This window comes from Bacillus sp. ME78, assembly GCF_903970865.1.
Lineage (GTDB): Bacteria > Bacillota > Bacilli > Bacillales > Bacillaceae_G > Bacillus_A > Bacillus_A cereus.
This window is the reverse complement of sequence record NZ_CAJCKK010000026.1, coordinates 1-26,737: the sequence shown is the minus strand read 5'-3', so window position 1 is coordinate 26,737 and position 26,737 is coordinate 1. Positions and strand designations below refer to the sequence as shown.

Here is a 26,737-nt window from a genome sequence, read left to right as displayed (position 1 = left end):
TGTTTTATGGATGTACTTTTTCCATTACTTCCTTTTCTCTTTTTAGAATACAAAAAGCCTTGATCTTAAAAAATAAGATCAAGGCTTAACAAACAAAGGCCCATCACTTATCTTTCAAGACTTGCTTGCTGGAATTAGCACGGTGTTCCTATTACAGAACCCGCTGCTGAGGTGTCATAGGGCCAGTCCCTCTACCTCTCTGGATAAGTAAATTGCTATATTATTATTTGGTTCAAATTGTATATTTCGAATTATAATTCTGAAAAATTGAAAAGTCAATCAAATTGGATAAATTTAGAAAAATCAGTTTTTAATTCATTTATCGAAATTACAGTTTTCGGCTTATAATAAAAAGAAATAATGTTAAAGGAGTTATAAGATGGACCCCTTACTTCTTGGTACTATAGGATTACCCTTAACAATCGTTATACTTGTCATCATCGGCTCCTATAAACTCTTTATTAAAAAGAAACGTATTACTTCTTTTTATACTCCTTTCGATAATATTACCGGGCAAACTATTTCCGAATTTCACGAAGAACAGAAAATATTAGTATCTGAGGATGAAGACGGAGATGGCAAGAAGAAAAAATAACCCTGCACAGGCAAGGTTATTTTTTCGTTTCTGCTTGAAAACGTTTATAGTATGTCGATGCTGTTGCAAAATTAATTTCTATATCACGAATCAACGATGAATCTTCTTCTTTAGCTAACTTCTGTAATTTTTTCATCGCTTGTTCTGATTCATTCAAGAAACCAATATATACCTCATGTTCTTGCTCTTTCGACTTCGGAACACGAATTTCTTTACGTATATGATCAATATCTTCTAACATGCTCGTTGTTACCTTTTGCACGTCTTCTTTATATGTAGCATTCGTTATTTCCTTACCGCCCTTTTCTTTTGCCACTTCAAATAACTGCAGTGCTTTATTAATTTCTTTATTCATTTTTATATCGTATTTTTCATGTACTGCAAGGTATTCTTTCATCTCTTCTGTTTGTTCAGTAGATTGCTCTACCTTTTCTTTCGGTTCTTTCGTATCTTTATTTCCATTACATCCTGCTAGAAGGATCATACTTCCCATTACAGCAATACCCAAAACCTTCTTCATCTCTTCTTCTCCTTTTATCTACAGCTATTACTCATTATAGTTTCTTTTATCTCCACTTGTTATTATACCGAGAACGCCCTACTTTTTACACTTAAGACAACATCGTAATATATATACCAACATGTTTGTCACAGTATCGTCACTTTATACAAATAACTTTTGCAATGCTTTACTACATCACCTTACAAAACTGTAAGCACACATAAAGAACAAACCATGCTAGACTTACATATGCATAACGCAAACATATGTAAGGTTTTAAGGAGAATCATCTATGTACAACACAATGCCTTTTATGGGAGAAGATATTCGTGTCCTTATTCGCGAAAAATCACTTCATATCGAAAATACAGAGAGCCTTCGCCGCGTATTAAAGAAGAAGCATGCTCCATTTAAGTTAGCTCAATATTTAAAACAACAACATACAAATCAATTTCATACCGTGCTAAATATATCGGATAAATCATTAACAATCGAAATCATCGGTCATGTCTACATTGGAAACTTTGCAGATACCTTAAAGGAAATCCCACGTATACCGAAGATTGCTCCTATTATCGTTAAAAAAGCGTATAAAATTACTGACCATACCGATATTATCGACTGTGGGGAAAAAGAAGTCGATAGTAATCGCTGGGTGTGGGATAAACTTGCTGTTTTATATGATACGATCATGAATAATATGTATGAGGTATTTCAAAGAAATGAAAAAAAGAACTGATTCAAACATTCCCTTTGAATCAGTTCTTTTTTGTTAAGCCTCTAAATTTTGTCTTTGTTGCAGTTCAAACTGCTTCTCACTTCTTCTGGCCATAAATAGATAACATAATACTGCTCCTACTTCACAAAGCGCAATAACAACACCCATCGGTAACGCTGTATTACTCCCACTAATACCTACTAGCGGAGCGACAAGCGCTCCTGAAATGAACTGTAATAAGCCTAATAAAGCTGACGCTGTTCCTGCAGCTTGCTTCTGATTTCTCATCGCTAATGAGAACCCAGTTGTTGATACAACCCCGACACTTGATACAACAAGGAATAACGAACATAAAACACCGATTAAACCTATTCCTAGTACGATTGTCAGTAGTAAAGATAGGCCACCAACAGCTGCGATAATAATACCAGCAACAAATAATGTCTTCTCATTCACTTTCCCCGCTAAACGACCCGTTACCTGACTAGCAATAATAATACCGATGCCGTTAATCGCAAAGAATAAACTAAATTGCTGTGGTGATGCTCCGTATATGTTCTGCAACACAAATGGTGAGCCCGAAATGTATGCAAACATTGCCGCTGTTACTAATCCTTGTGACAATGCATATCCCATAAACAGACGGTCCTTTAACAATTTTCCGTACGTCGCCAAAGTCCCTGACAAACCACCCGTTTCTCTTTCTTCAGGAGGTAATGTTTCACGCAATACAAAAGTAGCTGAGATTAACATGAATACGCTAATTGCTCCAAGAACGATGAAAACACCGCGCCACGTTGTAAACTGTAATAATTGCCCCCCAATAATCGGTGCCAAAATAGGTGCTGCTCCGTTTACTAACATAAGCAGTGAGAAAAACTTCGTCATTTCAGAACCTGAGTACATATCACGTACCATTGCACGTGATATAACAATCCCGGCTGATCCTGAAGCTCCTTGTAGGAAGCGCAATAATACTAATGTCCAAATAGATGGCGCAACAGCACAAAGTAAAGAAGAAGCAACATAAATAATAAGAGCAATAATAAGTGGTTTGCGTCTTCCGTAAATATCGCTAATTGAGCCAACAAATAATTGTCCTACTGACAGCCCAAGCAAACAAGCTGTTAATGTAAGCTGCGCTAGGGATGCACCTGTTTGCAAATCATCCGTTAACTTCGGTAATGAAGGCAAATACATATCAATAGATAATGGCCCAATCGCCGTAAGTGTTCCTAATACAAGAATCATCCATAACCTGTTTGCCTTTACAGGTTTGTATATTTCGTGATTAACTTCATTCACTTTTTCAATTCACCCTTTCCTATACACACTGAATCGTAACAATTATAGTTACATCATAAACATACGTCAAGTACAGCGCATTTTCCTCTTTCATAATGTAAAAAAAAGCGATAGAAATTCTATCGCTTTACTTTTTCACATTGCTATTCGTAAATTTAGATACCGAGGCCATCGTCTCTCCTGTATCTAAATATGTAATTTGAATTGGGTCTCCTACTTCTGTAAACATAGCATACGGGAATTTCTTCACTGGTATCATAAATACCTTTTGTTCATTCTCTAAAAGTACGTACACGATTGTATTTTCACCTGATTTCTCTTTATATACACGTTGTACAATACCTTCTTTTTGCGCTTCTTTTCCTGTTGAGGTTGGTCTAAAGGTATCACCATTACCGCTCATTACGTTTTTATAATTCTCAAGCGCTTCTTTCTGCGTCGAACCTGTCGCAAATATTTTTGCATTAGCAGCATATACAACTGTATGTGCACGTACTAGGCCTCCGTCATCAACAACCGGAATAATCCAAGCTGGTTTACCGTATACGTTATAAATGACAGGCATTGTCCCATGCCATTTCTCTCTCTTAAAGGAATTATCTACTACTTCTGTAGCTGCTGAACCATCCATAATCCCCTTCACTTCTTTTCCATTATAGTAATATAGCTTGCCTGTGCGTGCATCTACTAATGAATAGCCTAGGGCTGAATCTACTCCTTCTTTTGGAGAAGTAAAGTCTGTAAAATAATACAGTGTTCCATCTTTACCAAAGATCGGGGTCACGCCTTCTTTCGTTCCCCACTCAGTCGGAATTTTCATATCTGTTTGTGAGAATTTCGTATTCCAAAATCCGTGAATATATTTACCAAAGTACGTATTTAACGTAGATGCAGTCTCATGATTTAATACACCATCAACAAATTTAGGTGCCTTTCCTTTATCATATCTTTTCACTTCACCTGTTTGTGCATCTACTACGACAACACCTTCTACCTCAAATCCAGATCTTCCTGAAATAAATTCACCATACGTCATTGTATAATATGGTTTTCCTTTATCATCAACCTCAAATTTAGGTTTTCCTTTAAAGATTAAATTTGGTTCTGCTTGCCTTACCACACGCTCTAAATTATTACCAAAAAACATGCTTGGCACATATTTCATTTTATAACCGAGGTGCAGTTTCGCTTCCGCATCAGGATTCGTACCTGACATCGTTACATACCCTGGAATTGTCTCAGCTTTACGCGCTTTAAAAAATCCTGAAACTTCAATCGGCGCTACATATAAAGCTTCGCCGTTTACCATTTGTGGCGTTAATTCTCCTAGCTCAAAATAAGCTACTTTCGGAATATCACCAAATACTTTTTTCATCTTATTCTCCGCTGTCTTTGGCGGCACTGTAAACGGCTGGTCATTTTCAGTAAATGGCTCTGAAATATCTTTCTCTATCTTAACAACAGAATCATATTTCTTTTGCGAGATTACTATATCGTGCAAATAACCAAAGTAGCCGTAACTTGCGAGTAAAATAAACATTAGAAGTCCTTTTAATGTACCTTCTAATTTCCCTATTTGATCTTGTGAAAATAAAACAAGCCCAATTAAAATTGCTACTGCAACAGAATAATGAGTAAGAATCGAGTCTACTCGATCATCAATTAGCCAAAAGTATTCATAGATTGCAATACCTATCCAAAATAAAACAGGAATAACTAAAATAGATGATTTCTTACCCTTTACAACCTTCTTATCTCCCTTCTTATCCACTGCTCGAAGCTTACTACTACTTCTTGTCCATGGAATCAAAAACAAAGTAAGAATAGCTAAAACTACAAATTTCATCAAAGGCACTGTCCCCTTTTCTTTTGTATTCCCTTTTAGTATAACAAATAAAGGGTATTAAGGTGAAAATAGGAATAGTTATATTTTTTTACTACTTAATACAATCCCGCTCACTACATATAGAATAGATGCAATATAAAAAATTGTACCAATCGTAAAGAAATCTACTAAATATCCCGTGGCAATAACCGCTACTGCTCCGCCAATGGATGTCCACACATGGTATTTTCCAATCTCATAACCAGCCTTTTCCTGCGCAATCTTTCGTGCTAATGAAGTCTTCTCAGTATTACGCTGCACAGCACCTAAAACTCCCATTACAATTTGAAGAATATACACATGCCATACTTCCGTGGCAATCGGAAAGCAAAGCATTAAGATTGCCATGGACCAAGCGTATATGATTAATAATTTTTTATCACCTACTTGATCAGATACCTTTCCCACTAGTGGATATACAAGTGCTGATGTTAAAGCAAATAAGCCATACGCCCAGCCAAATTGCGAGAAGCTATTTCCAACGTTTCGAAGTAATAATATATAAAAAGGAAATACCATACTTCCTGCCATCATGATAATACTTTGCGAAGCCACAAATCTTCTATATGTCATTTCGTATACTCCCTATAAAATAAATTAACAAATCTCTCTTCTGAATCTACTTCCTTCTTTTTCTTGAGAAATTCTTCAATACGAGGATATGCCCTTTTTAAATGCTCTTTCGTTGGATAAGAATAGTACGGCAAATAGTAACTACCGTTATGCTTTAAAGTAACATCAATCATCTTCCGGATGACATCCTCTGTTTTCTTTATCTCACTCTCTGAGCGTCCCTGGTTAATCAAAAGAACCAGCGCAAACATATCATCTTTCGCATAGGACAAAACTGCATTTTCATTCTTTTCCACGTAACGAATCGTAATGTTGAGTAAATTAAACTCTTCTTCATTTAATGCGTTACGTAAATCATCTATATACTCCGTGAAAGCATCTATAGGCACAAAGTATTCTTGTAACACTTCGGTCCTATTTGGATTTTCATATTCCATAAAAGCACTATCTGACCTCATAACATTATTACGCGTCTCATACTTTCCATCTGTACGTTCAAAATAACCTCTTTGTATATCCCAAAATGTATTCTTTCCCCAATCACTATAACGTGATAACCCAAGTAAAAATTTAGGTGCAGCTATAATATTTTCTTCCTTTAATTCACTGTACTCTTCTCTCATATTTTGATTTTGTGCCAAAGTATAATCCGTCACATACATCTCTTTTAAAAATGAATTTGGAGCAACAGAAATACGCGCTAAGTGCATACGAACATTCTCATCTCTTTTCACTTTCTCTTTGAAATAAGATGCGTATTCTTTATAATCTATCATTCTCGTGTGCATTTCATATAATTCATCATCTGTTAACTTCAGCGTCACATCTAAAATAACTCCAAATAAACCGTAACCCCCAATGACATATGGAAATAACTCTGCATTTTCTTCTCTACTTACATTACGTACCGTGCCATCTGCCATTAACAATCTAAATGAATCTACTGTATCAATTAGTGCCTCATGACGAATATCACGCCCATGTACATTTACACTTAATGAACCACCAACAGTAAAAATATTTTGAGACTGCATGACCTGTACCGCAAGGCCATATGGATTTATTTTCTTCTGAATATCATTCCACGTGACACCACTTTGAACTGTAATACGCTTCTTCTCTGGATCGAATTCTAATATTTTATTATATCCTTTCATATCGAGCATCGTGCCATTCGGATAATATGTCTGTCCTCCTTGGCTATGTTGCATGCCTGCAATGGAAATTTTCTCTCCTGAAACTTTTGCATCTCGCACTAATTTTATTAACGAGTGCTCTTCCGTAGCACTTTCAACACGTTTTATTTTTGTCGGAAGCAATTTACCTACATCACTCATAATAGGATGATCAATTTGTTTTTTATACGTATGTACAGACGTTGCAAGCAAAACCGTATATGCGACAATGACCACTACTATCTTTCTTTTTTTCAAAGGACACTCTCCTTATTAGCAACAAAAAGAGATACCCGTTCTTTCAGGTACCTCTCTTGACAGTGATTACTTTGCTGCTGGCAATTGTATTGGATCAAATTTATCATACGATGTAAACTTCGCATCCGTAATAATGTGCGCTTTATCCTCACCATTGCTACTCATAACCATATCTATCTTTGCTGATTCATATTTAAAATCTTTTGTAATAATATATTCTCCATCTATTTCTTCTATCTTTGCATTTTGGCCTTGTAGCATTTGTTTCTGCTTTTCATCCATACTAGCTAACATACTCTCTGTCTCTTGCCCTTTTAATGCAAACTTCAGCTTATAATTATCTCCACTTTTCTCCATCTTCACTTTATTTAAAATTTCCGATGGAATCTCTAAATTATCTACCATTCCTTGAGTCGCATTCATTCCGTTAGCATTTAATTGTTCCTCTGGTACAGACATCACTTCACCCGTATTAGGATTTTTCAACTGACCAGCAATTTTGCCACCCACATCATAAACAACAACCTCTGTACCAGAAACATTCATTTCAGAGCGAGAATTTTTTTGCTTCGGCTCTAATTGCATTTTGGCCTTTATTACATTCATCTCTGTTCCTTCAGCCTTTATTCCCACATCATATGTCATCGTTACATTTTCTTCGTTTTTAAAAGCTTCATTCGCTTTATTGAAAACATCCTTCGCTGTTAATTCCTTTTCTTTCTGCACAGCTTCTTTTTTCGGCTCATCAGTCTTTTTTGTTTTCTCATTACTACACCCTACTCCTAGACCGACTGCAAGTACTAAACTTGAAATTAAAATAAATTTTTTCATAACGTCCCCTCCTTCCCAAAAATAATATCATCTCTTTTCCTATGAAATCTATATAATTCGTAATATTCCTCTTTAAATTTATTTCCTATATAGCAACATGTTTGAGAAAAAGTTTAAATATGATGTAAATAATAACAACTCATTTCAGGAGGTCATTATGAAAGCTATTATTTGCACAAAGTATGGACCACCTAATGTTCTCCAGCTTCAAAATATAGAAAAGCCTAAACCTAAGAAAAATGAAGTATTAGTTAAAATTCACGCAACAAGTGTATCGACTGGAGATTGTAGAATACGTGGCTTTAATAGCCCCCTCTTATTTTGGATTCCTATGCGGATCATATTAGGTTTCAGAAAACCGAGAAAACCTATACTTGGCGTAGAGTTATCCGGTGAAATCGAAGACATTGGATCAGATGTAACACAATTTAAAAAAGGAGATCCAGTTTTTGCATTAACAGAACTAAACCTTGGTGGTTATGCGGAATACACATGCGTGCATGAAAGTGGATTAATAGCATTAAAACCTACCAATGTGACATATGAAGAAGCTGCCGTTATTCCTTTTGGCGGAACTTCAGCATTGCACTTCCTTAGAAAAGGACAGATAAAAAAAGGGCAACGAGTACTTATATACGGCGCCTCTGGGTCAGTAGGGACAGCTGCCGTACAGCTTGCTAAATACTTCGGGGCGACTGTCACAGCCATTTGTAGTAGTTCGAATTTCGATTTAGTAACAGCTTTAGGGGCAGACAACGTAATTGATTATATGAAAGAAGATTTTACTAAGCGGGGCGATCACTACGATATTATATTTGATGCAGTTGGAAAATATAATAAGTCTCTTTGTACAGATGCATTAATGCCTAATGGAAAATATGTATCTGTGAACGGAATGATGGCAAAAGTCAGTAAAGAAGATATGAACCTACTAAAACAACTAGCTGAAACAGAAAAGCTAAAGCCTGTTATTGATAGAACTTACCGATTAGAAGAAGTTGTAGAAGCCCATACATATGTAGAAATGGGCCATAAGAAAGGAAATGTTTCGATTACCTTAAAATAAAATATATTCTGAAAATATCATTGACAATTCTTTTTGTAAGATTTACTATTAGTACCATATTCAAAACTACATACACATACTCTTATCAAGAGTGGCGGAGGGACTGGCCCGATGATGCCCGGCAACCGAGCTTATGACGTATAAGCTAAGGTGCTAATTCCTGCAAAACGAGTTTTCGTTTTGGAAGATAAGAGAGGAATCTATTTCGTCTATTCGGCACCTCTCTTATTTTTGGGAGGTGCTTTTTATTTTGGAACGTATATGAAGGGGGATTTATAGATGAAAAAGGTATTATTAAGCATTGTAAGCGGAGCAGTATTATTATTAGGCGCATGTAGCGCGAGTTCAGATAAAGAGGTAAAAGCATTAGACGAGAAAAAGATTACTGTCGGTGTAACAGGTGGGCCGCATGAACAAATTTTTGAAAAGGTAAAAGAAGTTGCAGCAAAAGATGGTCTGGAAATTGATATAAAAGTATTTAATGATTATGTAGCGCCAAACGTATCTTTAGATGAAAAAAGCCTTGATGTAAATAGCTACCAAACAAAATCGTATTTAGATGTATTTAAAGCTGAACGCAATATGAAATTAGCTGAAGTATTTTCAACAGTAACATTCCCTATGGGCGTATATTCTAAAGATATAAAAGATGTAAAAGACTTAAAAGAGGGCGATGCAATTGCTGTACCAAATGACCCAACGAATGAACTGCGAGCTTTAAAATTATTTGAAAAAGCAGGGGTTTTAAAAGTTGATCCAAAGGCTACAGAAAAAGCGACTGCAAAAGATGTAATTGAAAATCCAAAAAAATTAAAGATTGTCGAATTAGAGGCATCTCAATTACCAACGCAACTAAGTGAAGTGAAAGCAGCTGCAATTAACACAAACTTTGCATTAGGTGCAAAATTAAGTCCGGCGAAAGATTCTATTTTCCGCGAAGGAAAAGATTCACCATATGTGAACTGGGTCGTTGTTCGTACTGAAAATAAAGATGATGCCGTTGTAAATAAATTAAAGAAAGCTTATCAATCTAAAGAAGTAAAAGAGTTTATCGAGAAAAAATTTGATGGTTCAGTTTTACCATCTTGGTAGGAGCTGACGATAATGATTGAATTAAAAAACATATCCAAAGTATTTTCAACAAAAAAAGGGACTGTTGAGGCTCTTAAGTCTACTTCCCTTAAAGTAGAAAAAGGCGAGGTATTTGGAATCATTGGGTATAGCGGCGCTGGTAAAAGCACATTGATTCGATGTGTAAATTTATTAGAAAAACCAACGACAGGAAATATCATTGTAAACGAACAAGACTTAACAACGTTATCGACAAAAGAACTAGCAAAAGCGAGACAAAAAATCGGAATGATCTTTCAAGGATTCAATTTACTTAAAACTGTTACCATCTATGAAAACATTGCATTGCCTTTACGCCTTGCTGGCATTCCAAAAGCGGAAATTAAAAAAAGGGTAGAAAAATATTTACGCATTGTCGATCTTTTCAATCGAAAAGATGCTTATCCAAGTGAACTTTCTGGCGGTCAAAAACAGCGCGTTGCAATTGCACGTGCACTATCACATGAGCCTGAAGTGTTATTAAGTGATGAAGCAACGAGCGCTTTAGATCCAGAAACAACTGATTCTATTCTTGATTTGTTATTAAAGATTAACGAAGAAATTGGAATTACGATTTTACTCATTACACACGAAATGAACGTTATCCAACGTATATGCGACCGCGTTGCCGTTATGGAACATGGATCTGTAGTCGAAAGCGGGACTGTGAAAGATATTTTCACAAACCCACAACATGTAACAACGAAGAAATTTGTAAATAGCGCCTTTGCAGCTAAAATTCCAGAAGAGGTACAGAAAGAACTACAGAATACTGGAGAAATTGTAACACTTTCATTTATTGGCACTACTTCAGGTGAACCTGCCTTAGCTGTTGCCACAAAACGTTTCCAAGTGTATCCGAATATTTTATCCGGTAATATTACGCAGTTAAAACATGAAGCATATGGGAAACTAGTCGTTCATATGCAAGGAGAACAAAATGAAATCCACCGTGCTTTATCATTTTTACAAGAGCAAGGAATCATCGTAGAAGGAGGTAGAACAGATTATGGGAAACAAGTCCTTTTTGGATGAATGGGGTAAAGTCATATGGGAAGCCACAATTCAAACCTTTCAAATGACATCTATTTCATTACTCATCTCACTCCTTATTGCACTGCCACTTGGCGTCACACTTGTTTTAACGAGACCTGGTGGGCAGCGTGAAAATAAAATCATCTATCCTATTCTTAATACAGTTATTAATATCATTCGCTCTCTTCCATTTATCATTCTATTATTCTTCATCTTACCTTTTACAAAGTTTCTAATGGGAACATCCATTGGCGTGCAAGGTGTTATCGTACCACTTGTCGTCTTCACAGCTCCCTATATCGCACGTTTAATGGAGACAGCCTTACTAGAAGTAGATCGAGGGGTTATTGAGGCCTATCAAGCGATGGGAGTCTCTACTATAAAAATCATTTGGCACGTCATGGTTAAAGAAGCTCGTCCCTCCCTTGTACTTGGATTAACAATTGCAACGATTGGCTTAATCGGCGCAACAGCAATGGCTGGTCTTGTAGGTGCTGGCGGGCTAGGGGACTTAGCATATCGCTTCGGACATTTACGCTATGAACCTGAAGTAATGTATGCAACCGTCTTTATTCTAATTATCCTCGTTCAAGGATTACAGTCTTTAGGTAATGGGGTTGCACGAAGACTGAAGAAAGATTAAAAAAGAAGGTATCTCACCAGGGTGAGATACCTTCTTTTTATCTTTTAAATCCGCCTTCTGAATGAATAACTTGCCCCGTAATCCACTCAGCTTCTTCACTTACTAAAAATTTAATGAGTCTAGCTGCATCCTTTGGCTCACCAATTCTGCCAAAAGGAAACATTGGCTTTAACCCTTGTTTTATCTCTTCAGTCATCCATCCTGTATCGGTTGGTCCTGGATTAATTGCATTCACTGTTATTCCTAATTGAGCTACTTCTGCTGACAACGTACTAGTAAGAGCATCAATAGCTCCCTTCGTTGTCGCATAAGCTAGTTCTCCTGCCATAGGACCTTGAAATTGCCCCGAAGTCATATTAACAATTCTACCACCAGATTTCTTATCAAATCCTCGGGCAAATTGACTACTGAGCAATGTAGTCGCACGAATATTAACCATATAATGCTTATCTAATTCTTCAGCAGTCAACGTAGAGAAATCATTATTCGTAGAATATGCTGCATTATTAATTAATATATGAGGGTACCCTAATTGTTCAGTAACTTTATTTAAAAGCTCTTTCGGTGCATCATTCCGAGTTAAATCTAACTCCATGCTCAATACTCTAACACCTTTTTGTAATAGCTCTTCTTTTAATTGTATTTGTTCATTTTTATCAACGCCCCAAGGCATCTCTTTATCATAATCCGTCCAATACGTAAAAAATATATCGTATCCTGCCTCAGCTAATTCTTTACAAATCGCTGCTCCTATACCGTCTAGACGACTTACGCCTGTAACAACTGCTACTTTATTTTTTAATTGGTTCATCATATACTCCTCCAAGTTTAAAGGACGCATATTTTATATAAGAGATATAAATTTCCCCACCTAGACCTCTGTCCTTACAAAAGGGATGTACAAGCCAACTATGCAGTCCTTGCATGATTTACAAATAGCTAAATAAACCCTCACTTATGAGAGAAAAATTCATCTATCCAATTTCTAATCATTACAAGTTCATCCACATATCGAGTCCTTGTCTCCTTTCCATATATCTCTGTTTCTATCATACCAATATGATGTACTATTTCAAATGATAAAAAAATAAAAACCAATATTCCATTCCAAACTTCTATCGAATTTATTATATTATAATATAATAAATAATGGAAATAATCAGAAAAATACTGGTAAATATTGACTAACCTTCTTATAATAAAACGTGGGGCTAATGTGAGAATTTAGTTTTAAACAAATAGGGGGAAGAAATATGTCAAAAAAATTACTTTCTTTATTTTCTGCAGTAATCGTAGCAGCTTTTGTAATAACCGGCTGTGGTCAAAGCGATACGACAAATAAAGAACAAAAAGAGAATGCAACAAAAGAAAGCAAAACGGAAAAAACAGATACAACGAAAGAAAGTAAACCTACTGAAAAAAAATCCGAAGATAAAAAAACTGAAGATAAAAAGCCTGAAAATACAGCTACTGGATCAAGCGACTACTCTAAGCTGATTTCCTATATGGAAAAAGAAACAGGTGGTAAAACAAAAGTTCTTTTTGAAAATAAAGAACCACAAGTCTATAAAGCTGAAGATGTTTCAGTATCAATGAATAGTTACACATTAGTTGAATTAAATGGATTCCATACAAACTTCGATATTCCGTTTAATCGTCAAACAGAAGGTGGAGTTATTCTTGTGAACTACAGCGTAAAAAATAGTTCAGCTAAAGATATTTATTATATGCCAGCATTGGACATGTCATTTACTGGCGCGCAGAAAGCATATAGTAACTATAAAGATTTAATTCCAAAAGAAGATCAGCTCCCAACTAAACTTGCTCCAACGAATGATTACTTAGTAAAAGCAGGAGAAACTATTTCTGGTTATATCGCTTATCCATTCGGAAAAGATGATCTAGCGAAAATTTCAAGTCTCTCAACAGTCTCAGTCACAGTCCCAACTGCACAAGCTAATAAAGGAAAATTTGATGCTCCAATCGGAAATCCTGGAAGCTTTTCATTAAGTTTAAACAAACAGGGTGCTGAAAAAGTTGCAACAGATAATACTTTCTACCAAGATAAAGCTACAGCTAATAACATGGGCGATAAAAAAATGTTAAAAGAGAAATCAAGTATTAATAACAACCAAGAATTAGGCGCTGTTAATGTTACATTAGACGGATACCAATTCACTCAATTCACACCAAATTCCGTCGAAGCTCCACGCTTTGCAAATTTTAAAAACGGTCTTGTTCTGTTAACAGTAAAATTCAAGCTTGATAACAAAGATGTTCAAGACGTTTCACTATCTCCTATAAGCTCTACATTAAGAGTGAATGATGGTACACAATATACGATTAATGAAGGTATGCTATTAAATTATGACTATAATGCTGCAGTTAAAACTGGAACATCTGGAGAGTTACTACAAGTATATATTTTAGATCAAGAGCAGTATGAAAAGATTTGGAAAGACAAAAGCTTTGAGATTGAGTTAGGACCTATGAGAAATAAAGAAGCTAAAGATATTTCACAAGGTAAAAAAGCTAAATTTACATTACCTAAATAAGTTACTAAGTATATATTAGAAAAGGCATATAACATATGATTGTTATATGCCTTTTTCATTTTATAAAAACACCATTTTTGTTCACACTTTATCCATTGTGAATCTTTTCACAATGGATATATAATAAACTTGTAAATACAATATTGGAGGGATTTCAATGATTATCAATTTTTTAAGAACTGATAAACGTGCTGCTTTCATATTATTACTTTTACGGCTTTACATAGGGTATAAATGGCTCGCTGCTGGGATAGGTAAAGTTTTCGGACAATCTTTTGATGCAAGTGGTTTTCTAAAGGGCGCTATCGCTCAAGCATCAGGTGACCATCCTGCAGTACAAAGTTGGTGGGCAGATTTTCTTCAACATTTTGTTCTTCCAAACGCAGACCTATTTAGCTTTTTAGTTCAATGGGGAGAAATTTTAGTAGGTCTAGGTTTAATTTTAGGCGGATTAACAAAAACAGCTGCATTTTTCGGAATCATAATGAATCTTTCATTTTTATTAAGCGGAACTGTTAGTGTAAACCCAAACCTACTTATTTTGACTATGTTCATTTTAGTTGCAGGTCATAACGCTGGACGTATTGGATTAGATGGCTATGTTTTCCCTAAACTTTTCCGTAAAAATAACCACGGAACATATAAATTAAGTAAAACTGCGTAGTAACAGTTTACTTTTAAAATATAAATAAGAAAAAGAGCCTGAGTATAGGCTCTTTTTCTTATTTATCCTAATTTAAACTTTTAACGAGCCACGAAAACCTCTGGCAGCATAGTAAGAGTCTGCTCCATTGTGGTACACGAAAACATGTCCGAAGCGATAATCACAAAATAGAGCACCACCGAGTTCTCGAATATCTGAAGGTGTTTGTACCCAACTTGATGATTTTATGTCAAAATCGCCAAGTTGTTGCAATTCCCGATATTGTTCTTCCGTTAATAGTTCAATGCCCATAGCATTTGCAACATCAATAACGTTATTTTCTGGTTTATGTTTTTTTCTTGATTCTAACGCTTCAAGATCATAACAAAGACTTCTGCGGCCTTTAGGACTCTCCTTTGAACAATCATAGAAAGTATATTCGTCCTTTTCTTCATCATAACCGACAACATCCGGCTCACCGCCAGTTACTTCCATTTCGTTAAGTGACCACAATTTTTCAGCATTAGCTTCTATCTTAGCTTCAACCTTAGCCCATTCAAGACCTTCATGGCGGTTCATATTTTTCTCAAAACGAGCTTGCAATACTTTCAATAACTCTTGACGTTTTTCTACTAGTAAGTCATTTTTATTTCCTGTCATATTAGTCCTCCCTGATGTGTGTACGGATAGTAGTTTAAGTATATATTTTATAATAAATCATCTCAAGATGAAGACCGTTTCAACCTTATGTCTTGTACAAACATCCATTATAAAGTTCTAAAACCCTCCATACTTTCTCCAAGAATATAGTGTGAAAACCACATCAAATTCTGCTTCATAATAGCTACATTCATTCCCGGCTGATTAGGACTATATGCCATTCCTTTAAATATAATTAATTCTGTATCCACTTCCATATCCATTAATCCTTGATATAGATCATATGCATTTGTAATTGGAATTCTTGCATCCTTTTCTCCATGCTGAATTAAGGTAGGCGTACAAGCTGATTTAATATACGTCATAGGTGATGTCTTCATATATATCTCTGGATCATTCCATGGAGTATTTCCTAAATACATTCTAATAAAGTAAGATATATCTGTATTTACATAATGGTTACTCCAGTTAGTAATTCCACCGCCCACTGAAATCGCCTTAAATCTACTACTAAACGTAGAACAGAAAGCGGATATATATCCTCCGTTACTCCACCCCATAACTCCTACTTTATCTTTATCTACAATCCCTTGATCAACTAGTTTATCCACTCCAGATATAATATCATCGTAGTCAGCAATTCCTTGTTTTCTATAATTTTCTTTTAAAAATTCATTACCATAACCTGAACTTCCTCTATAGTTTGGTTCTAAAACTATAAAGCCTTTTTCGATAAACTGTTCAATAGGATATTTCTCATTAAAACAGTCTGAAAATATCGGGAAGGATGCCCAAGCCGGACCACCGTGAATTACTACTAATAAAGGATATTTTTTATTTATATCAAACTCTACTGGGGTTGATATAACCCCTTCTATTTCAAGACCATCACTACTTTTCCATGAGATGATTTCCCTGTTACTTTTAAGTTTTCCTTTAAAAAATCTATTTTCATCCGTTATTTTTTTATCGTCTAAATAGATTTCAAAAGTTTCATTTGTTCTAGCCTTATTATAGGATATATGTTTTCCATCCTTTGTTATAGAAGCATCCATTATAAAGCCATCTACTTTTTCGCTTAATATTTCCACAGTTCCATCTTCAGCTAGCACCCCAATAAGATAATTCGTTTTATTCTGCCATCTAATTAAAATCCCTTTAGCTGTCCACTGTAATGGCATAACCGTACTATCGAAATCTGTTAAAGGTTGAATTAGCTCTCCATTATGAATATCATATATCTCTAACGTACTATCTTGTATATAGTTTCTATAGTAATCCCTCTCTCTTATGCTTGCTGGGTAACAAATTTTGCTGCCATCAGGAGAAAAGCAAACACTCCCTCCCAACAATTTATCCACATTCAGCTTTTGTAGCTCTCCAGCTTTAATATGGAGTATGTATAGATCTCCATTTATATAATCTGCCATATTTGAGCTTGGTGTCGCCATAAATACAACCTTTTTACCATCATTTGAAATATCAAATTCATGGATATGAAAATCCTTACCATCAGTTAATCGATAAACAACTCTGTTCTCGTGTTCATCTGTATCACTTTGTATCACCTTTTCTATTTTAATGTAATATAAACAATTATTCTGGTGTTCCTTACTTACATGATGGAAATCTCCATATAATTCCTTACGTTTCTTTATTTCCTCACATTCTTTTGACTGTGCAACATAATAAAAACCTTTACCAGCAGGATCCCATTTGAATGTACTAATTCCTTCCTTCTCATCAGTAATTTGAACCTCGCTATAACCATCTAGCGACTTAACAAATATCTGATTTTTCCCATCACCAACTGGACTAAGATATGCGATACACTTAGCATCTGGAGACCATAATGGGTGTGTACTATCTATATCCCCATTTGATAATGGGTAACTCTGCTTCTTATCTTTTTCATATATCCATACATGATTCCTATATGTATTGTCTTTCCAATCAGCCGTCTTCTTTACAAATGCTACGTTTTTACCATCATCACTTATGTTTGTACTTGATAAGGTTGGTAATGAAATAATCTCTTCTATACTTAGATATGTTTTTTTAATCGTTTTCATCAATATCCCCCCTGAAATGTCCATAAATCTCTCGTCTCTTTTTGTCGTAATCAAAGAAATTGTTCATGAATACTTAAAATAATAATGGAAGATTCAGATAAATAAAAGTGAATTCGATAAGGTAAAACTTTAATCTATAGGGTTCTATCCACTTACCAAGTCTAGATGTTATTTTTCGACACAAAAACACCCCTTTAGATAAAATATCTAAAGGGGTGCAAATTTGTAAATTTATTTTAAAACTACAACTATATTTATTAACCTACCAATCTCCTACTCAACAGTAACAGACTTAGCTAAGTTACGTGGCTTATCAACGTCACACTCGCGGTGAAGTGCTGCGTAGTATGAAATAAGTTGTAATGGAATAACTGCTACTAGCGGTGCTAGTGCTTCGTGTACAGCTGGTAATACAAAGCTGTCTCCTTCCATTTCTAAGCCTTTCATTGAGATGATACATGGGTTAGCTCCGCGTGCTACTACCTCTTTCACGTTGCCGCGAATTCCAAGGTTTACGTGCTCTTGTGTAGCAAGTGCGATAACTGGTGTACCATTTTCGATTAAAGCGATTGTACCGTGTTTTAACTCTCCTCCAGCGAATCCTTCTGCTTGGATGTAAGAGATTTCTTTTAGTTTTAACGCACCTTCTAATCCTACGTAGAAGTCTACGCTACGTCCGATGAAGAAACAGTTACGCGTTGTCGCTAAAAATTGTTTTGCTAATGCGTCCATTTCTTCTTTTTGATCACAAAGTTCTATCATTGCATTTGCTACAAGTCCTAGTTCGTGTGTTAAATCGAAATCAAGAACTTCACCTTTTGCTTTAGCAATATCAGCTGCTAAAATTGAAAGTACTGCAAGCTGTGCTGTGTAAGCTTTCGTTGATGCAACTGCAATTTCTGGTCCAGCGTATAACGGAAGTGTATAATCCGCTTCACGAGAAAGCGTAGAACCAGGTACGTTTGTAATCGTTAATGCTTTATGACCCATTTCATTCGTTTGTACAAGTACTGCACGGCTATCAGCTGTTTCACCACTTTGTGAAATGTAAATGAAGAATGGTCTTTCTGTTAATAATGGCATGTTATAAGAGAATTCACTTGCTACATGCACTTCAACTGGCATTTTTGCAAACTTCTCGATAAATTGTTTTCCAACAAGACCTGCATGATAGCTCGTTCCACATGCAATGATGTAAATACGATCGCTATCTAAAATCGCATTGCGAATGTCTTGATTTAATTCAATCTCGCCATTTTCATCTTGATACTTTTGAATTATATTACGGATTACAAGTGGTTGCTCATCGATTTCTTTAAGCATGAAATGAGGGTATGTTCCTTTTTCAATATCACTTGCATCTAATTCCGCTGTAAACGGTGCACGTTCAATCGTTTCACCTTGTAAATTTTTAATTGTAATACTTTCTTTCGTTACGATTACGATTTCTTTATCCATTAACTCAATAAATTGATCTGTAACTTGTAACATCGCCATAGCGTCGCTCGCCACAACATTAAAGTTGTCACCAACACCTACTAATAGCGGGCTTTTGTTTTTAGCAACATAAATCATGTTTGGATTTTCAGCATCAAGTAATCCGATTGCATAAGAGCCATGTAAAAGAGATAGCGTATTACGGAACGCTTCTTCTACACTTAATCCTGTGCTCACTTGTTGTTCCATAAGCTGTACGATAATCTCTGTATCTGTTTCACTTACGAACGTTACATCTTGTAAATATTCCTTTTTCACTAATTCATAGTTTTCAATTACACCGTTATGAACTAGTGTAAAGCGTTTTGATGTACTTTGATGCGGATGCGCGTTTACTTTACTTGGAACACCGTGTGTAGCCCAGCGTGTGTGTCCGATACCTACGCTTGCTGCTACGTTCTCATCTACGATTTCACGAAGTTTTGCGATACGGCCTTTTTCTTTGTATACAACAACACCGTTCTCTGCTTGTACTGCAATACCTGCTGAATCATATCCACGATATTCTAGCTTTTCTAAACCTTTTAATAAAATTTCCTTTGCATCTTGCTCTCCAATAAATCCTACGATTCCACACATGTTTAGTCGCCGTTACAAATGCTTACACTGCTCTGCGAACATGTAACGACATAGTCCGATACCATTTTTATTTATACTAAAAAAACGGATTACATATTGCTAGCCCTGTAAGCTTGTAACGGCTTTCACCTTCCTCTCGATTGGGTTTAAGTCCGTATATACTTATACAGCTAGTTTTCATCCATTCCTCTTCTCTCATCACACTTTCACCTTTGTCCACTAAGTCACCTTAATGATTTAAGTAAAAGTTTGCGGTTGTGATGAACAACCGGGAGTCATCCGCCGAAATCTCGATAAACCCCACCTCGTCAACTACACTATTTGTAGTTCTGGCGCTTTTATAATTTACAATATTTCCTTTGAGAAAAAGAACAAGACCATCTTATAACAAACATGGATAAACCGTCAATGAAATTTTTTTCATCGTCTATAAAACATATGAAAAAGGAGCACTTTTTGTGCTCCTTTTTCATATAAATTCAGCTAATTACTCAGCGCCAACTTCGGCTTTCACAACTTCTACAATGCGATGTACATATGCATCACAAACTTCTTGTGTTGGTGCTTCTGCCATTACACGAATAAGTGGCTCTGTTCCAGATGGACGAACAAGAATACGGCCATCACCGTTCATTTCTTCCTCTACAACACGAATAATTTCTTTAATTTTTTCATTTTCTAATGCTAATTTTTTATCTGTTACACGAACGTTTACTAGCAATTGTGGGAATTTCGTCATTTCTCCTGCAAGCTCAGATAATGGTTTTTTCGTCATTTTCATGATGTTTACAAGTTGAAGTGCACTTAACATTCCGTCACCAGTTGTAATGTAATCAAGTAAGATAATATGGCCTGATTGTTCTCCACCTAAGTTGTAACCACCGCGTTTCATCTCTTCCATTACATAGCGGTCACCAACTGCTGTTTTATCACTTGTAATATTGTTTGCTTCAAGTGCTTTGTAGAAACCTAGGTTACTCATAACAGTTGAAACAACTGTATTATGTTTTAATTGACCAGTTTCTTTCATGTACTTCGCACAAATAAACATAATTTGATCACCGTCAACGATGTTTCCTTTTTCGTCTACAGCAATTAAACGATCGCCATCGCCATCAAAAGCAAGTCCGATATCCGCACCTTTTTCTTTTACCAATTCAGCTAAGCCTTCTGGATGTGTAGATCCTACACCCTCGTTAATATTCATACCGTTTGGAGAAGTTCCCATTGTTGAAATATCAGCTTCTAGGTCTGCAAATAAGTATGGAGCTAGAGAAGAAGTTGCACCATGTGCACAATCTAAAGCGATATGTAGGCCAGAGAAATCTTCTTCAACAGTTTGTTTAATGTACTGTAAATATTTTTGTCCACCTTCAAAGTAATCACTCACTTGTCCAAGATTAGTACCTGTCGGACGTGGTAGTTCATCAACTTCTTTGTCTAATAAAGCTTCAATCTCAGCTTCTTGCTCATCTGTTAATTTAAAGCCGTCTGAACCAAAGAATTTAATACCGTTATCTTGTACTGGATTATGAGATGCAGAAATCATAACACCTGCTTGTGCATCTAGTGCTTTTGTTAAATAAGCAACACCCGGTGTAGAAATAACGCCAAGGCGCATTACTTCTGCTCCAGTTGATAATAGACCTGCTACTAAAGCTCCTTCTAACATATGGCCAGATACACGTGTATCACGACCGATAATTACTTTTGGACGATCTGTATCTTTTGTTAATACATAACCACCAAAACGCCCAATTTTGAAAGCTAATTCAGGTGTTAACTCCTTATTTGCAACTCCACGTACTCCATCTGTACCAAAATATTTACCCATTATGATTCGCTCCTTTTTCTTGCTCTTTTTGATTATGGTTATCTACCGTTGGTTCTTGACTAGTTTCTTTATCTTTATCTTGATTTTGGTTTTGGTTTTGATTATTTTCCTGTTCCGTTTCTTTTTCTTGATTGGATTCAGGATTTTTTGGCTTCTCATTTTGATTTTCTTGATTGGTGTTTGAATCCGGTTGTTGACCGTTACCCTGTACTTCTTTATCTGGTTTTTCTTTCTTTACAATAGTAACTTTAGCACTTTTTTGTTTTGACTCTATTGAAATATTACCAGGTCCACTCACTTGAATAGAAATATCTTTCGTCCCTGAAGATACATTTTGCAAATTAATTACCGCTGTTATTTGGGCAGCTGTTATTTTATCTACTATACTTGCTTCTCCTGAAATATCAACACTTATCTTTCCATCTTGCGGCGAAATTAGCTGAGCCGTAACATCTTTAGAAAGTCCATTTTTTTGGATTGGGATGCCATCAATCGTTTTTGTTTTCGTTTGTTTTGTTTTTTGCACTCCCACCGAAACCTTCACTTGATTCGGTTTTGCACTGGTTACACCCTTGGGTAATAAAACAGAGGCATCGAATGTTGTAGACTCTGTCAATTGACTAAGATCTACTTCGACCCCCTCTAGCGATTGTATATTATCCAAAATATCTTTTGGACCAGCTATCGTTACTTCTCTCGGCTCGACACTGATATTTGTAACTGCCAATCCTTCTGCTAAACTCCCCTTCTTCGTATACGTTACAGGAACAGTTTTTTCAGTATTATTGGCTGTAGTTTGCGTTGCCACATTCAACGTTACACTAATTTTAGATGGACTTGTTCTTACATTTAAACGTTTTCCTTCTTTATTGTATAATGTAACTTCGGGCGTTTTTGTAACAGTTTTATTAACACCTTTTAAATCAACATACGCTTTGGCAGATGAAATGCTTTCAATTTCTTCTTTCGTCCCAACTACCTCAACAGTATCCGGTTTAATGCTTGATTTTTCGAGAGTAGCCCCCGCTGGCATTTGATCCTCATTTGATAATTTCAAATCTACATGAACATATTTTCTCGCCTTTTCATGAAGAGTAACTTTAATTGTTGATGGCTGAACTGTTCCTTTCACATCGTCTGGAAGCCCGTTCGTTTTTAAAGAAATCTCATAAGTTCCTTTTGGACTATCTCGCAAATCAATTGGTATGTCAAATTGTTTTTTTGCTTTTGCTGTAGCAACTGATGCTTTTGGGCCTTCTAACTTCACCTTAACGCCCTCTGCTGGAATACCACTTACAATATATTTCTCCTCATCATACTTAAGATTAATCTCATAATTAGTTAATGTTTCTTTCGTATCATTTGCAAAAGGTAATATACCTGATGTCGTATTTTTCTCAGTTAACGTCGCTGACATAAAAAGCATACACGCCAATAGTAATGAGATCCCTTTTAAAAACCAATGATTCTCCATTAACTTATCCATGACGCTTTCTCCTCCAATTCCATAAAGACGAAGAAGTCGTTTTTTCGTTCCCACTAAATTCAGCTAATAACATATCCTTCAGCTGTTCTGTCTTCAAATCACGATGCAACTTACCATTTTTCGTTAAAGAAATTTGACCAGTTTCTTCAGACACAACTACTGTAATACTATCAGTAACTTCACTAACTCCCATTGCAGCACGATGTCTAGTTCCTAATTCTTTAGAAATAAACGGACTTTCTGATAATGGAAGATAGCATGCTGCTGCTTTAATTGTACTTCCTTGCATAATTACCGCTCCGTCATGAAGAGGTGTATTTGGAATAAAAATATTAATAAGTAATTCCGATGATACGTTTGCATTCAGCGGAATACCCGTTTCCACATAATCACCCATACCGGTCTCTTTTGACAAAGTAATTAATGCACCTATTCTACGTTTCCCCATATATTCGGTTGCTTTTGCTATCGCTGTTGCAACCATTTCAGGTTCATCATCCTCATGCGGTCCAACACGCGAAAATAAACTCCCGCGCCCTAGCTGCTCAAGTGCTCTTCGCAATTCTGGCTGAAAGATAATAATAACGGCTAAAAATCCCCATGTTAATACTTGTTCAGTTAGCCAAGATAACGTATGCAATTCAAGGAAAATACTAATCATCTTAACGACAATGATAACTGTAATCCCTTTTAAAAGTTGAACAGCTTTCGTCCCTCGGATTATGAGAATCAGCTTATATATAATAAACCATACAATGGCAATATCTAATGCCGTACTAAGATATTTCAAAATGGTCGTATCTTCAAAAGGCATGCTATCCCTTCCTCCTACTTACGAGCAATTCTATCCATATATTGAAATATTGTTTTATGCTCTATCTGTATGTATTTCCAACAACTAGTTAATTATACCATACATGAAACAAACGACAATTACAAACAACCCCCTTTAGCTCAAATTGGTAAGATTTCAAACATTTTTATCTTACAGTATAATATAAATCATTATTATACGCCTATTTTCAAATAAAAAAAGCAACTTCTCAGTTGCTTTTCTTACATTTATTTTAGTTTTTCACCGAATAAAGAACCCATTAAAGCAACTGCTGTTGTTGCCGTTCTATTTCTCTCATCTAAAATCGTATTTACCTCAACAAATTCAGCAGATGTGATAATATCCGCTTCTGCTAACATTTCCATCGCCAAGTGGCTTTCACGATAAGATAAACCACCAATTACAGGCGTCCCAACACCTGGTGCATCATGAGGATCAAGACCATCTAAATCTAATGATAAGTGTACACCATCAGTATGAGATAAATATGCGATTGTTTCTTCCATAACAGCCGTCATCCCCATACGATCAATTTCATGCATTGAGAACACTTTAATACCTTCATTTCGAATGAAATCTTTTTCTCCTTCATCCAATGCACGCGCACCGATAATTACGACATTCTCTTTTTTCACCTTCGGATATGCTCCATATAAATCTACAAGTGAAGAATGTCCATAACCTAAACTTGCTGCAAGTGACATACCGTGAATATTTCCAGATGGTGAAGTTTCCTCTGTATTTAAATCACCGTGTGCATCATACCAAATAACACCTAAGTTTTTATAATGTTTTGCTACACCAGCTAATGTACCGATAGCAATACTATGGTCACCACCTAATACAAGTGGAAAACGACCTTCTTCTATAATATGATCCACCTTACTTGCTAATTCATTACATACAGTTGCAACTTGTGTAAGGTTTCTTAATTTTGTATTTTCATCTATCTCTTTTTCTCTCTCTATACATATATCTCCCATATCTTTAACGTCATATCCAATTTCTTCAATTCTTTCAATTACCCCTGCATAACGGATTGCGCTCGGTCCCATATCAACGCCACGACGCATCTGCCCTAAATCCATTGGAACTCCAATAACTGAGATTTCTTTTTTCATAGATAGTATCCCCCTTCTGTGCCTTCACTAAATATTTTAAATCTTTTATATAGTCTGACTCAACTCGACATTTTTCTGTATGGATATACAAATTATTCACTTATATTCACGTTGAAAATCAAATTTCAAGACTATTCTATGTATAAAGTTAACTTAATGAAACAATCACAATCACTATTATTAAATAATAATAAAAAAACACCCCTACATTTAGAAGTGTTTTTCTGACGCTATTTTCCATACTGTTGCAATATTCTTCGTTGTCATTTCAATATTTTCTTCTGCTACTCTATATGCTTCTTCTAGTGTCATCGGTCTCGTTGTAATACTAAATACCGCATCTATTCCTTTCTCGTACACGGCTGAATAATCAGATGATACAGACCCTCCAATAGCAATTACAGGCACAGAAAAACGTTTCGCACGCCCCGCAACACCAACAGGAGCCTTCCCATATGCAGTTTGTTCATCTATTCTACCTTCACCAGTTATAATGAGATCTGCATCTTCTATATGTTTATCGAAATTTGTATAATCCAATACAATTTCAATGCCCTTTCGCAAGTCTCCCTTTAGCACTGAAATAACAGCCGCTCCCATTCCTCCTGCTGCCCCTGCACCAGGTATTTCAGATACATCAGAAGATACATATCTTTTAAGAATATTCGCATAATGTTTTAAATTCTCATCTAGCTCTTTCATCATCTCTACATTCGCACCCTTTTGTCTCCCAAATACGAAAGATGCTCCCTGCATTCCGACTAATGGATTATCCACATCACATGCCGCTTCTATCTTTACCCCCTTTAAGCGTGGATCCATTTGTGAAAAATCAATAGCAACAATCGAATGTAACGTACCTCCAGATGGATCTATTACTTCACCCTTATCATTTATAAATCTTACTCCTAAAGCTGCTAACATGCCTGCCCCACCATCATTTGTAGCACTTCCTCCAAGTCCTAAAATTATGTACTCCGCCCCTTGATTTAGCGCATGTAATATAAGTTCTCCTGTTCCTTTTGTCGTTGTAATAAGTGGGTTTCGCTTTTCAACTGGAACGTGCTGTAATCCTGATGCTGCTGCCATTTCAATAAACGCTGTCTTTTTATCTTTAGACACGCCATAAAAAGCTTGCACACTTTCTCTAAGCGGTCCTGTCACACTAATTGATATAATTCTCCCCCCTGTAGCATCAACAAGCGATTCAACCGTCCCTTCTCCTCCATCTCCAATTGGTATTTTCACATACTTTGCATTAGGAAAAATTGCTCTAAAACCTCTTTCAATAGCTTCACATACTTCTATAGCTTTTAGGCTTTCTTTATATGAATCAGATGCAATAACAACTTTCACAATTATCCCCCATCCCTTATTTTTACGTTTTCTTCATTTTAAACGATAAATATAAAAGTTGTCTTTTTAAACACAAAAAAGCTTACATCATATGATGTAAGCTTTTTCTATTTAGATGGAGCCTAGCGGGATCGAACCGCTGACCTCCTGCGTGCAAGGCAGGCGCTCTCCCAGCTGAGCTAAGGCCCCTTAGTAATAAAGCGGAAGACGGGATTCGAACCCGCGACCCCAACCTTGGCAAGGTTGTATTCTACCACTGAACTACTTCCGCGAAAATGGTGAGCCATGAAGGATTCGAACCTTCGACCCTCTGATTAAAAGTCAGATGCTCTACCAACTGAGCTAATGGCTCGTAAATGGCTGGGCTAGCTGGATTCGAACCAGCGCATGACGGAGTCAAAGT

General features: G+C 36.0%; 23 protein-coding genes, 3 tRNA genes, 1 pseudogene and 2 riboswitches. Of the genes and pseudogenes, 8 read left to right on the top strand and 19 right to left on the bottom strand.

The features are described 5' to 3' along the window. Positions 1-104 precede the first annotated feature (104 nt). A riboswitch (SAM riboswitch) is annotated at positions 105-210 on the bottom strand. 169 nt (positions 211-379) lie between these two features. Further along, positions 380-595, top strand: coding sequence for a DUF3951 domain-containing protein (locus H6481_RS22185; protein WP_088025488.1), 216 nt, complete (start codon positions 380-382; stop codon positions 593-595). Between the two features lie 16 nt (positions 596-611). Here the strand turns inward: H6481_RS22185 and H6481_RS22180 are convergent, their stop codons facing one another. Next, entirely contained in the window at positions 612-1,115 is a 504-nt protein-coding gene (locus tag H6481_RS22180) for a hypothetical protein (protein ID WP_000756522.1), read from the bottom strand. A 274-nt stretch (positions 1,116-1,389) separates the two neighbouring features. Between H6481_RS22180 and H6481_RS22175 the strand changes: the two genes are divergently transcribed. After that, positions 1,390-1,836, top strand: a complete 447-nt coding sequence (locus H6481_RS22175; RefSeq protein ID WP_000282869.1) for a hypothetical protein — start codon at positions 1,390-1,392, stop codon at positions 1,834-1,836. 33 nt (positions 1,837-1,869) lie between these two features. On the opposite strand, the gene H6481_RS22170 is transcribed toward H6481_RS22175, so the two are convergent. The 5 genes from H6481_RS22170 to H6481_RS22150 form a co-directional block, all read right to left on the bottom strand. Continuing rightward, complete coding sequence (locus tag H6481_RS22170; RefSeq protein WP_259347389.1) at positions 1,870-3,129, bottom strand: multidrug effflux MFS transporter; 1,260 nt, start codon at positions 3,127-3,129, stop codon at positions 1,870-1,872. 118 nt (positions 3,130-3,247) lie between these two features. After that, positions 3,248-4,966 carry a DUF3981 domain-containing protein gene (locus H6481_RS22165; protein ID WP_069354754.1) on the bottom strand — a complete coding sequence of 573 codons (1,719 nt, stop codon included), beginning with the start codon at positions 4,964-4,966 and terminating at the stop codon, positions 3,248-3,250. Between the two features lie 78 nt (positions 4,967-5,044). Continuing rightward, positions 5,045-5,578 (bottom strand): MFS transporter, encoded by a 534-nt coding sequence (locus H6481_RS22160; RefSeq protein WP_182813236.1) that lies wholly within the window; start codon positions 5,576-5,578, stop codon positions 5,045-5,047. Continuing rightward, positions 5,575-7,011: an FAD-binding oxidoreductase gene (locus tag H6481_RS22155; protein WP_064531589.1), complete on the bottom strand. Its 1,437-nt coding sequence runs from the start codon at positions 7,009-7,011 to the stop codon at positions 5,575-5,577. Before H6481_RS22155 ends, H6481_RS22160 begins: the two co-directional genes overlap by 4 nt. 66 nt (positions 7,012-7,077) lie before the next feature. Next, positions 7,078-7,842 carry a DUF6612 family protein gene (locus H6481_RS22150; protein ID WP_000713524.1) on the bottom strand — a complete coding sequence of 255 codons (765 nt, stop codon included), beginning with the start codon at positions 7,840-7,842 and terminating at the stop codon, positions 7,078-7,080. A 157-nt stretch (positions 7,843-7,999) separates the two neighbouring features. Here H6481_RS22150 and H6481_RS22145 point away from each other — a divergent pair, with 157 nt between their 5' ends. The 4 genes from H6481_RS22145 to H6481_RS22130 all read left to right on the top strand — a co-directional run bounded on the left by H6481_RS22145 (position 8,000) and on the right by H6481_RS22130 (position 11,696). Continuing rightward, positions 8,000-8,908: an NAD(P)-dependent alcohol dehydrogenase gene (locus H6481_RS22145; RefSeq protein ID WP_000643855.1), complete on the top strand. Its 909-nt coding sequence runs from the start codon at positions 8,000-8,002 to the stop codon at positions 8,906-8,908. A 79-nt stretch (positions 8,909-8,987) separates the two neighbouring features. Continuing rightward, positions 8,988-9,102: riboswitch (SAM riboswitch) on the top strand. Positions 9,103-9,187: 85 nt separating this feature from the next. Next, entirely contained in the window at positions 9,188-10,000 is an 813-nt protein-coding gene (locus H6481_RS22140) for a MetQ/NlpA family ABC transporter substrate-binding protein (RefSeq protein WP_069354752.1), read from the top strand. Positions 10,001-10,012: 12 nt separating this feature from the next. Next, positions 10,013-11,053, top strand: a complete 1,041-nt coding sequence (locus H6481_RS22135; RefSeq protein WP_016084002.1) for an ATP-binding cassette domain-containing protein — start codon at positions 10,013-10,015, stop codon at positions 11,051-11,053. Next, positions 11,028-11,696, top strand: a complete 669-nt coding sequence (locus H6481_RS22130) for a methionine ABC transporter permease (protein WP_061660792.1) — start codon at positions 11,028-11,030, stop codon at positions 11,694-11,696. Before H6481_RS22135 ends, H6481_RS22130 begins: the two co-directional genes overlap by 26 nt. A gap of 37 nt (positions 11,697-11,733) precedes the next feature. Here H6481_RS22130 and H6481_RS22125 read toward each other — a convergent pair whose 3' ends face one another. After that, positions 11,734-12,510, bottom strand: a complete 777-nt coding sequence (locus tag H6481_RS22125) for an SDR family oxidoreductase (protein WP_002094237.1) — start codon at positions 12,508-12,510, stop codon at positions 11,734-11,736. Positions 12,511-12,949: 439 nt separating this feature from the next. On the opposite strand from H6481_RS22125, the gene H6481_RS22120 reads away from it, so the two are divergent. Then, positions 12,950-14,251 carry a DUF5068 domain-containing protein gene (locus H6481_RS22120; RefSeq protein WP_071731284.1) on the top strand — a complete coding sequence of 434 codons (1,302 nt, stop codon included), beginning with the start codon at positions 12,950-12,952 and terminating at the stop codon, positions 14,249-14,251. Positions 14,252-14,408: 157 nt separating this feature from the next. Further along, positions 14,409-14,915 (top strand): DoxX family protein, encoded by a 507-nt coding sequence (locus tag H6481_RS22115; RefSeq protein ID WP_182813234.1) that lies wholly within the window; start codon positions 14,409-14,411, stop codon positions 14,913-14,915. A 72-nt stretch (positions 14,916-14,987) separates the two neighbouring features. Here the strand turns inward: H6481_RS22115 and H6481_RS22110 are convergent, their stop codons facing one another. The 12 genes and pseudogenes from H6481_RS22110 to H6481_RS22060 all read right to left on the bottom strand — a co-directional run bounded on the left by H6481_RS22110 (position 14,988) and on the right by H6481_RS22060 (position 26,686). Next, positions 14,988-15,554, bottom strand: a complete 567-nt coding sequence (locus H6481_RS22110) for a DUF4256 domain-containing protein (protein ID WP_000147402.1) — start codon at positions 15,552-15,554, stop codon at positions 14,988-14,990. A 107-nt stretch (positions 15,555-15,661) separates the two neighbouring features. Further along, a complete protein-coding gene (locus tag H6481_RS22105; protein WP_182813232.1) occupies positions 15,662-17,626 on the bottom strand; it encodes a S9 family peptidase in 1,965 nt (654 codons plus the stop codon). Between the two features lie 273 nt (positions 17,627-17,899). After that, positions 17,900-19,702 (bottom strand): glutamine--fructose-6-phosphate transaminase (isomerizing), encoded by a 1,803-nt coding sequence (gene glmS, locus H6481_RS22100; RefSeq protein WP_000334155.1) that lies wholly within the window; start codon positions 19,700-19,702, stop codon positions 17,900-17,902. Between the two features lie 12 nt (positions 19,703-19,714). Next, positions 19,715-19,901: pseudogene (locus H6481_RS28965) on the bottom strand (hypothetical protein). A gap of 288 nt (positions 19,902-20,189) precedes the next feature. Next, entirely contained in the window at positions 20,190-21,536 is a 1,347-nt protein-coding gene (gene glmM, locus H6481_RS22095; RefSeq protein WP_000521476.1) for a phosphoglucosamine mutase, read from the bottom strand. Then, positions 21,529-23,022 carry a CdaR family protein gene (locus H6481_RS22090; RefSeq protein ID WP_182813230.1) on the bottom strand — a complete coding sequence of 498 codons (1,494 nt, stop codon included), beginning with the start codon at positions 23,020-23,022 and terminating at the stop codon, positions 21,529-21,531. Before H6481_RS22090 ends, glmM begins: the two co-directional genes overlap by 8 nt. Next, entirely contained in the window at positions 23,015-23,836 is an 822-nt protein-coding gene (gene cdaA / locus H6481_RS22085) for a diadenylate cyclase CdaA (RefSeq protein ID WP_001115694.1), read from the bottom strand. Before cdaA ends, H6481_RS22090 begins: the two co-directional genes overlap by 8 nt. A gap of 248 nt (positions 23,837-24,084) precedes the next feature. Next, a complete protein-coding gene (gene rocF, locus H6481_RS22080) occupies positions 24,085-24,978 on the bottom strand; it encodes an arginase (protein ID WP_000711563.1) in 894 nt (297 codons plus the stop codon). Between the two features lie 210 nt (positions 24,979-25,188). After that, on the bottom strand, positions 25,189-26,334 hold the full coding sequence (locus H6481_RS22075; protein ID WP_063546195.1) for a glycerate kinase: 1,146 nt from the start codon (positions 26,332-26,334) through the stop codon (positions 25,189-25,191). A gap of 116 nt (positions 26,335-26,450) precedes the next feature. After that, positions 26,451-26,523, bottom strand: a tRNA-Ala gene (locus H6481_RS22070). Between the two features lie 10 nt (positions 26,524-26,533). Continuing rightward, positions 26,534-26,605: transfer RNA gene (locus H6481_RS22065), tRNA-Gly, on the bottom strand. Between the two features lie 5 nt (positions 26,606-26,610). Continuing rightward, positions 26,611-26,686: transfer RNA gene (locus tag H6481_RS22060), tRNA-Lys, on the bottom strand. Between the last annotated feature and the right edge of the window lie 51 nt (positions 26,687-26,737).

Bases quoted from the DNA above. Each gene is read 5' to 3' on its own strand.
- H6481_RS22185 (WP_088025488.1), top strand. From the start codon at position 380: ATGGACCCCTTACTTCTTGGTACTATAGGATTACCCTTAACAATCGTT.
- H6481_RS22180 (WP_000756522.1), bottom strand. From the start codon at position 1,115: ATGAAGAAGGTTTTGGGTATTGCTGTAATGGGAAGTATGATCCTTCTA.
- H6481_RS22175 (WP_000282869.1), top strand. From the start codon at position 1,390: ATGTACAACACAATGCCTTTTATGGGAGAAGATATTCGTGTCCTTATT.
- H6481_RS22165 (WP_069354754.1), bottom strand. From the start codon at position 4,966: ATGAAATTTGTAGTTTTAGCTATTCTTACTTTGTTTTTGATTCCATGG.
- H6481_RS22160 (WP_182813236.1), bottom strand. From the start codon at position 5,578: ATGACATATAGAAGATTTGTGGCTTCGCAAAGTATTATCATGATGGCA.
- H6481_RS22150 (WP_000713524.1), bottom strand. From the start codon at position 7,842: ATGAAAAAATTTATTTTAATTTCAAGTTTAGTACTTGCAGTCGGTCTA.
- H6481_RS22145 (WP_000643855.1), top strand. From the start codon at position 8,000: ATGAAAGCTATTATTTGCACAAAGTATGGACCACCTAATGTTCTCCAG.
- H6481_RS22140 (WP_069354752.1), top strand. From the start codon at position 9,188: ATGAAAAAGGTATTATTAAGCATTGTAAGCGGAGCAGTATTATTATTA.
- H6481_RS22135 (WP_016084002.1), top strand. From the start codon at position 10,013: ATGATTGAATTAAAAAACATATCCAAAGTATTTTCAACAAAAAAAGGG.
- H6481_RS22130 (WP_061660792.1), top strand. From the start codon at position 11,028: ATGGGAAACAAGTCCTTTTTGGATGAATGGGGTAAAGTCATATGGGAA.
- H6481_RS22125 (WP_002094237.1), bottom strand. From the start codon at position 12,510: ATGATGAACCAATTAAAAAATAAAGTAGCAGTTGTTACAGGCGTAAGT.
- H6481_RS22120 (WP_071731284.1), top strand. From the start codon at position 12,950: ATGTCAAAAAAATTACTTTCTTTATTTTCTGCAGTAATCGTAGCAGCT.
- H6481_RS22115 (WP_182813234.1), top strand. From the start codon at position 14,409: ATGATTATCAATTTTTTAAGAACTGATAAACGTGCTGCTTTCATATTA.
- H6481_RS22110 (WP_000147402.1), bottom strand. From the start codon at position 15,554: ATGACAGGAAATAAAAATGACTTACTAGTAGAAAAACGTCAAGAGTTA.
- H6481_RS22105 (WP_182813232.1), bottom strand. From the start codon at position 17,626: ATGAAAACGATTAAAAAAACATATCTAAGTATAGAAGAGATTATTTCA.
- glmS (WP_000334155.1), bottom strand. From the start codon at position 19,702: ATGTGTGGAATCGTAGGATTTATTGGAGAGCAAGATGCAAAGGAAATT.
- glmM (WP_000521476.1), bottom strand. From the start codon at position 21,536: ATGGGTAAATATTTTGGTACAGATGGAGTACGTGGAGTTGCAAATAAG.
- H6481_RS22090 (WP_182813230.1), bottom strand. From the start codon at position 23,022: ATGGATAAGTTAATGGAGAATCATTGGTTTTTAAAAGGGATCTCATTA.
- cdaA (WP_001115694.1), bottom strand. From the start codon at position 23,836: ATGCCTTTTGAAGATACGACCATTTTGAAATATCTTAGTACGGCATTA.
- rocF (WP_000711563.1), bottom strand. From the start codon at position 24,978: ATGAAAAAAGAAATCTCAGTTATTGGAGTTCCAATGGATTTAGGGCAG.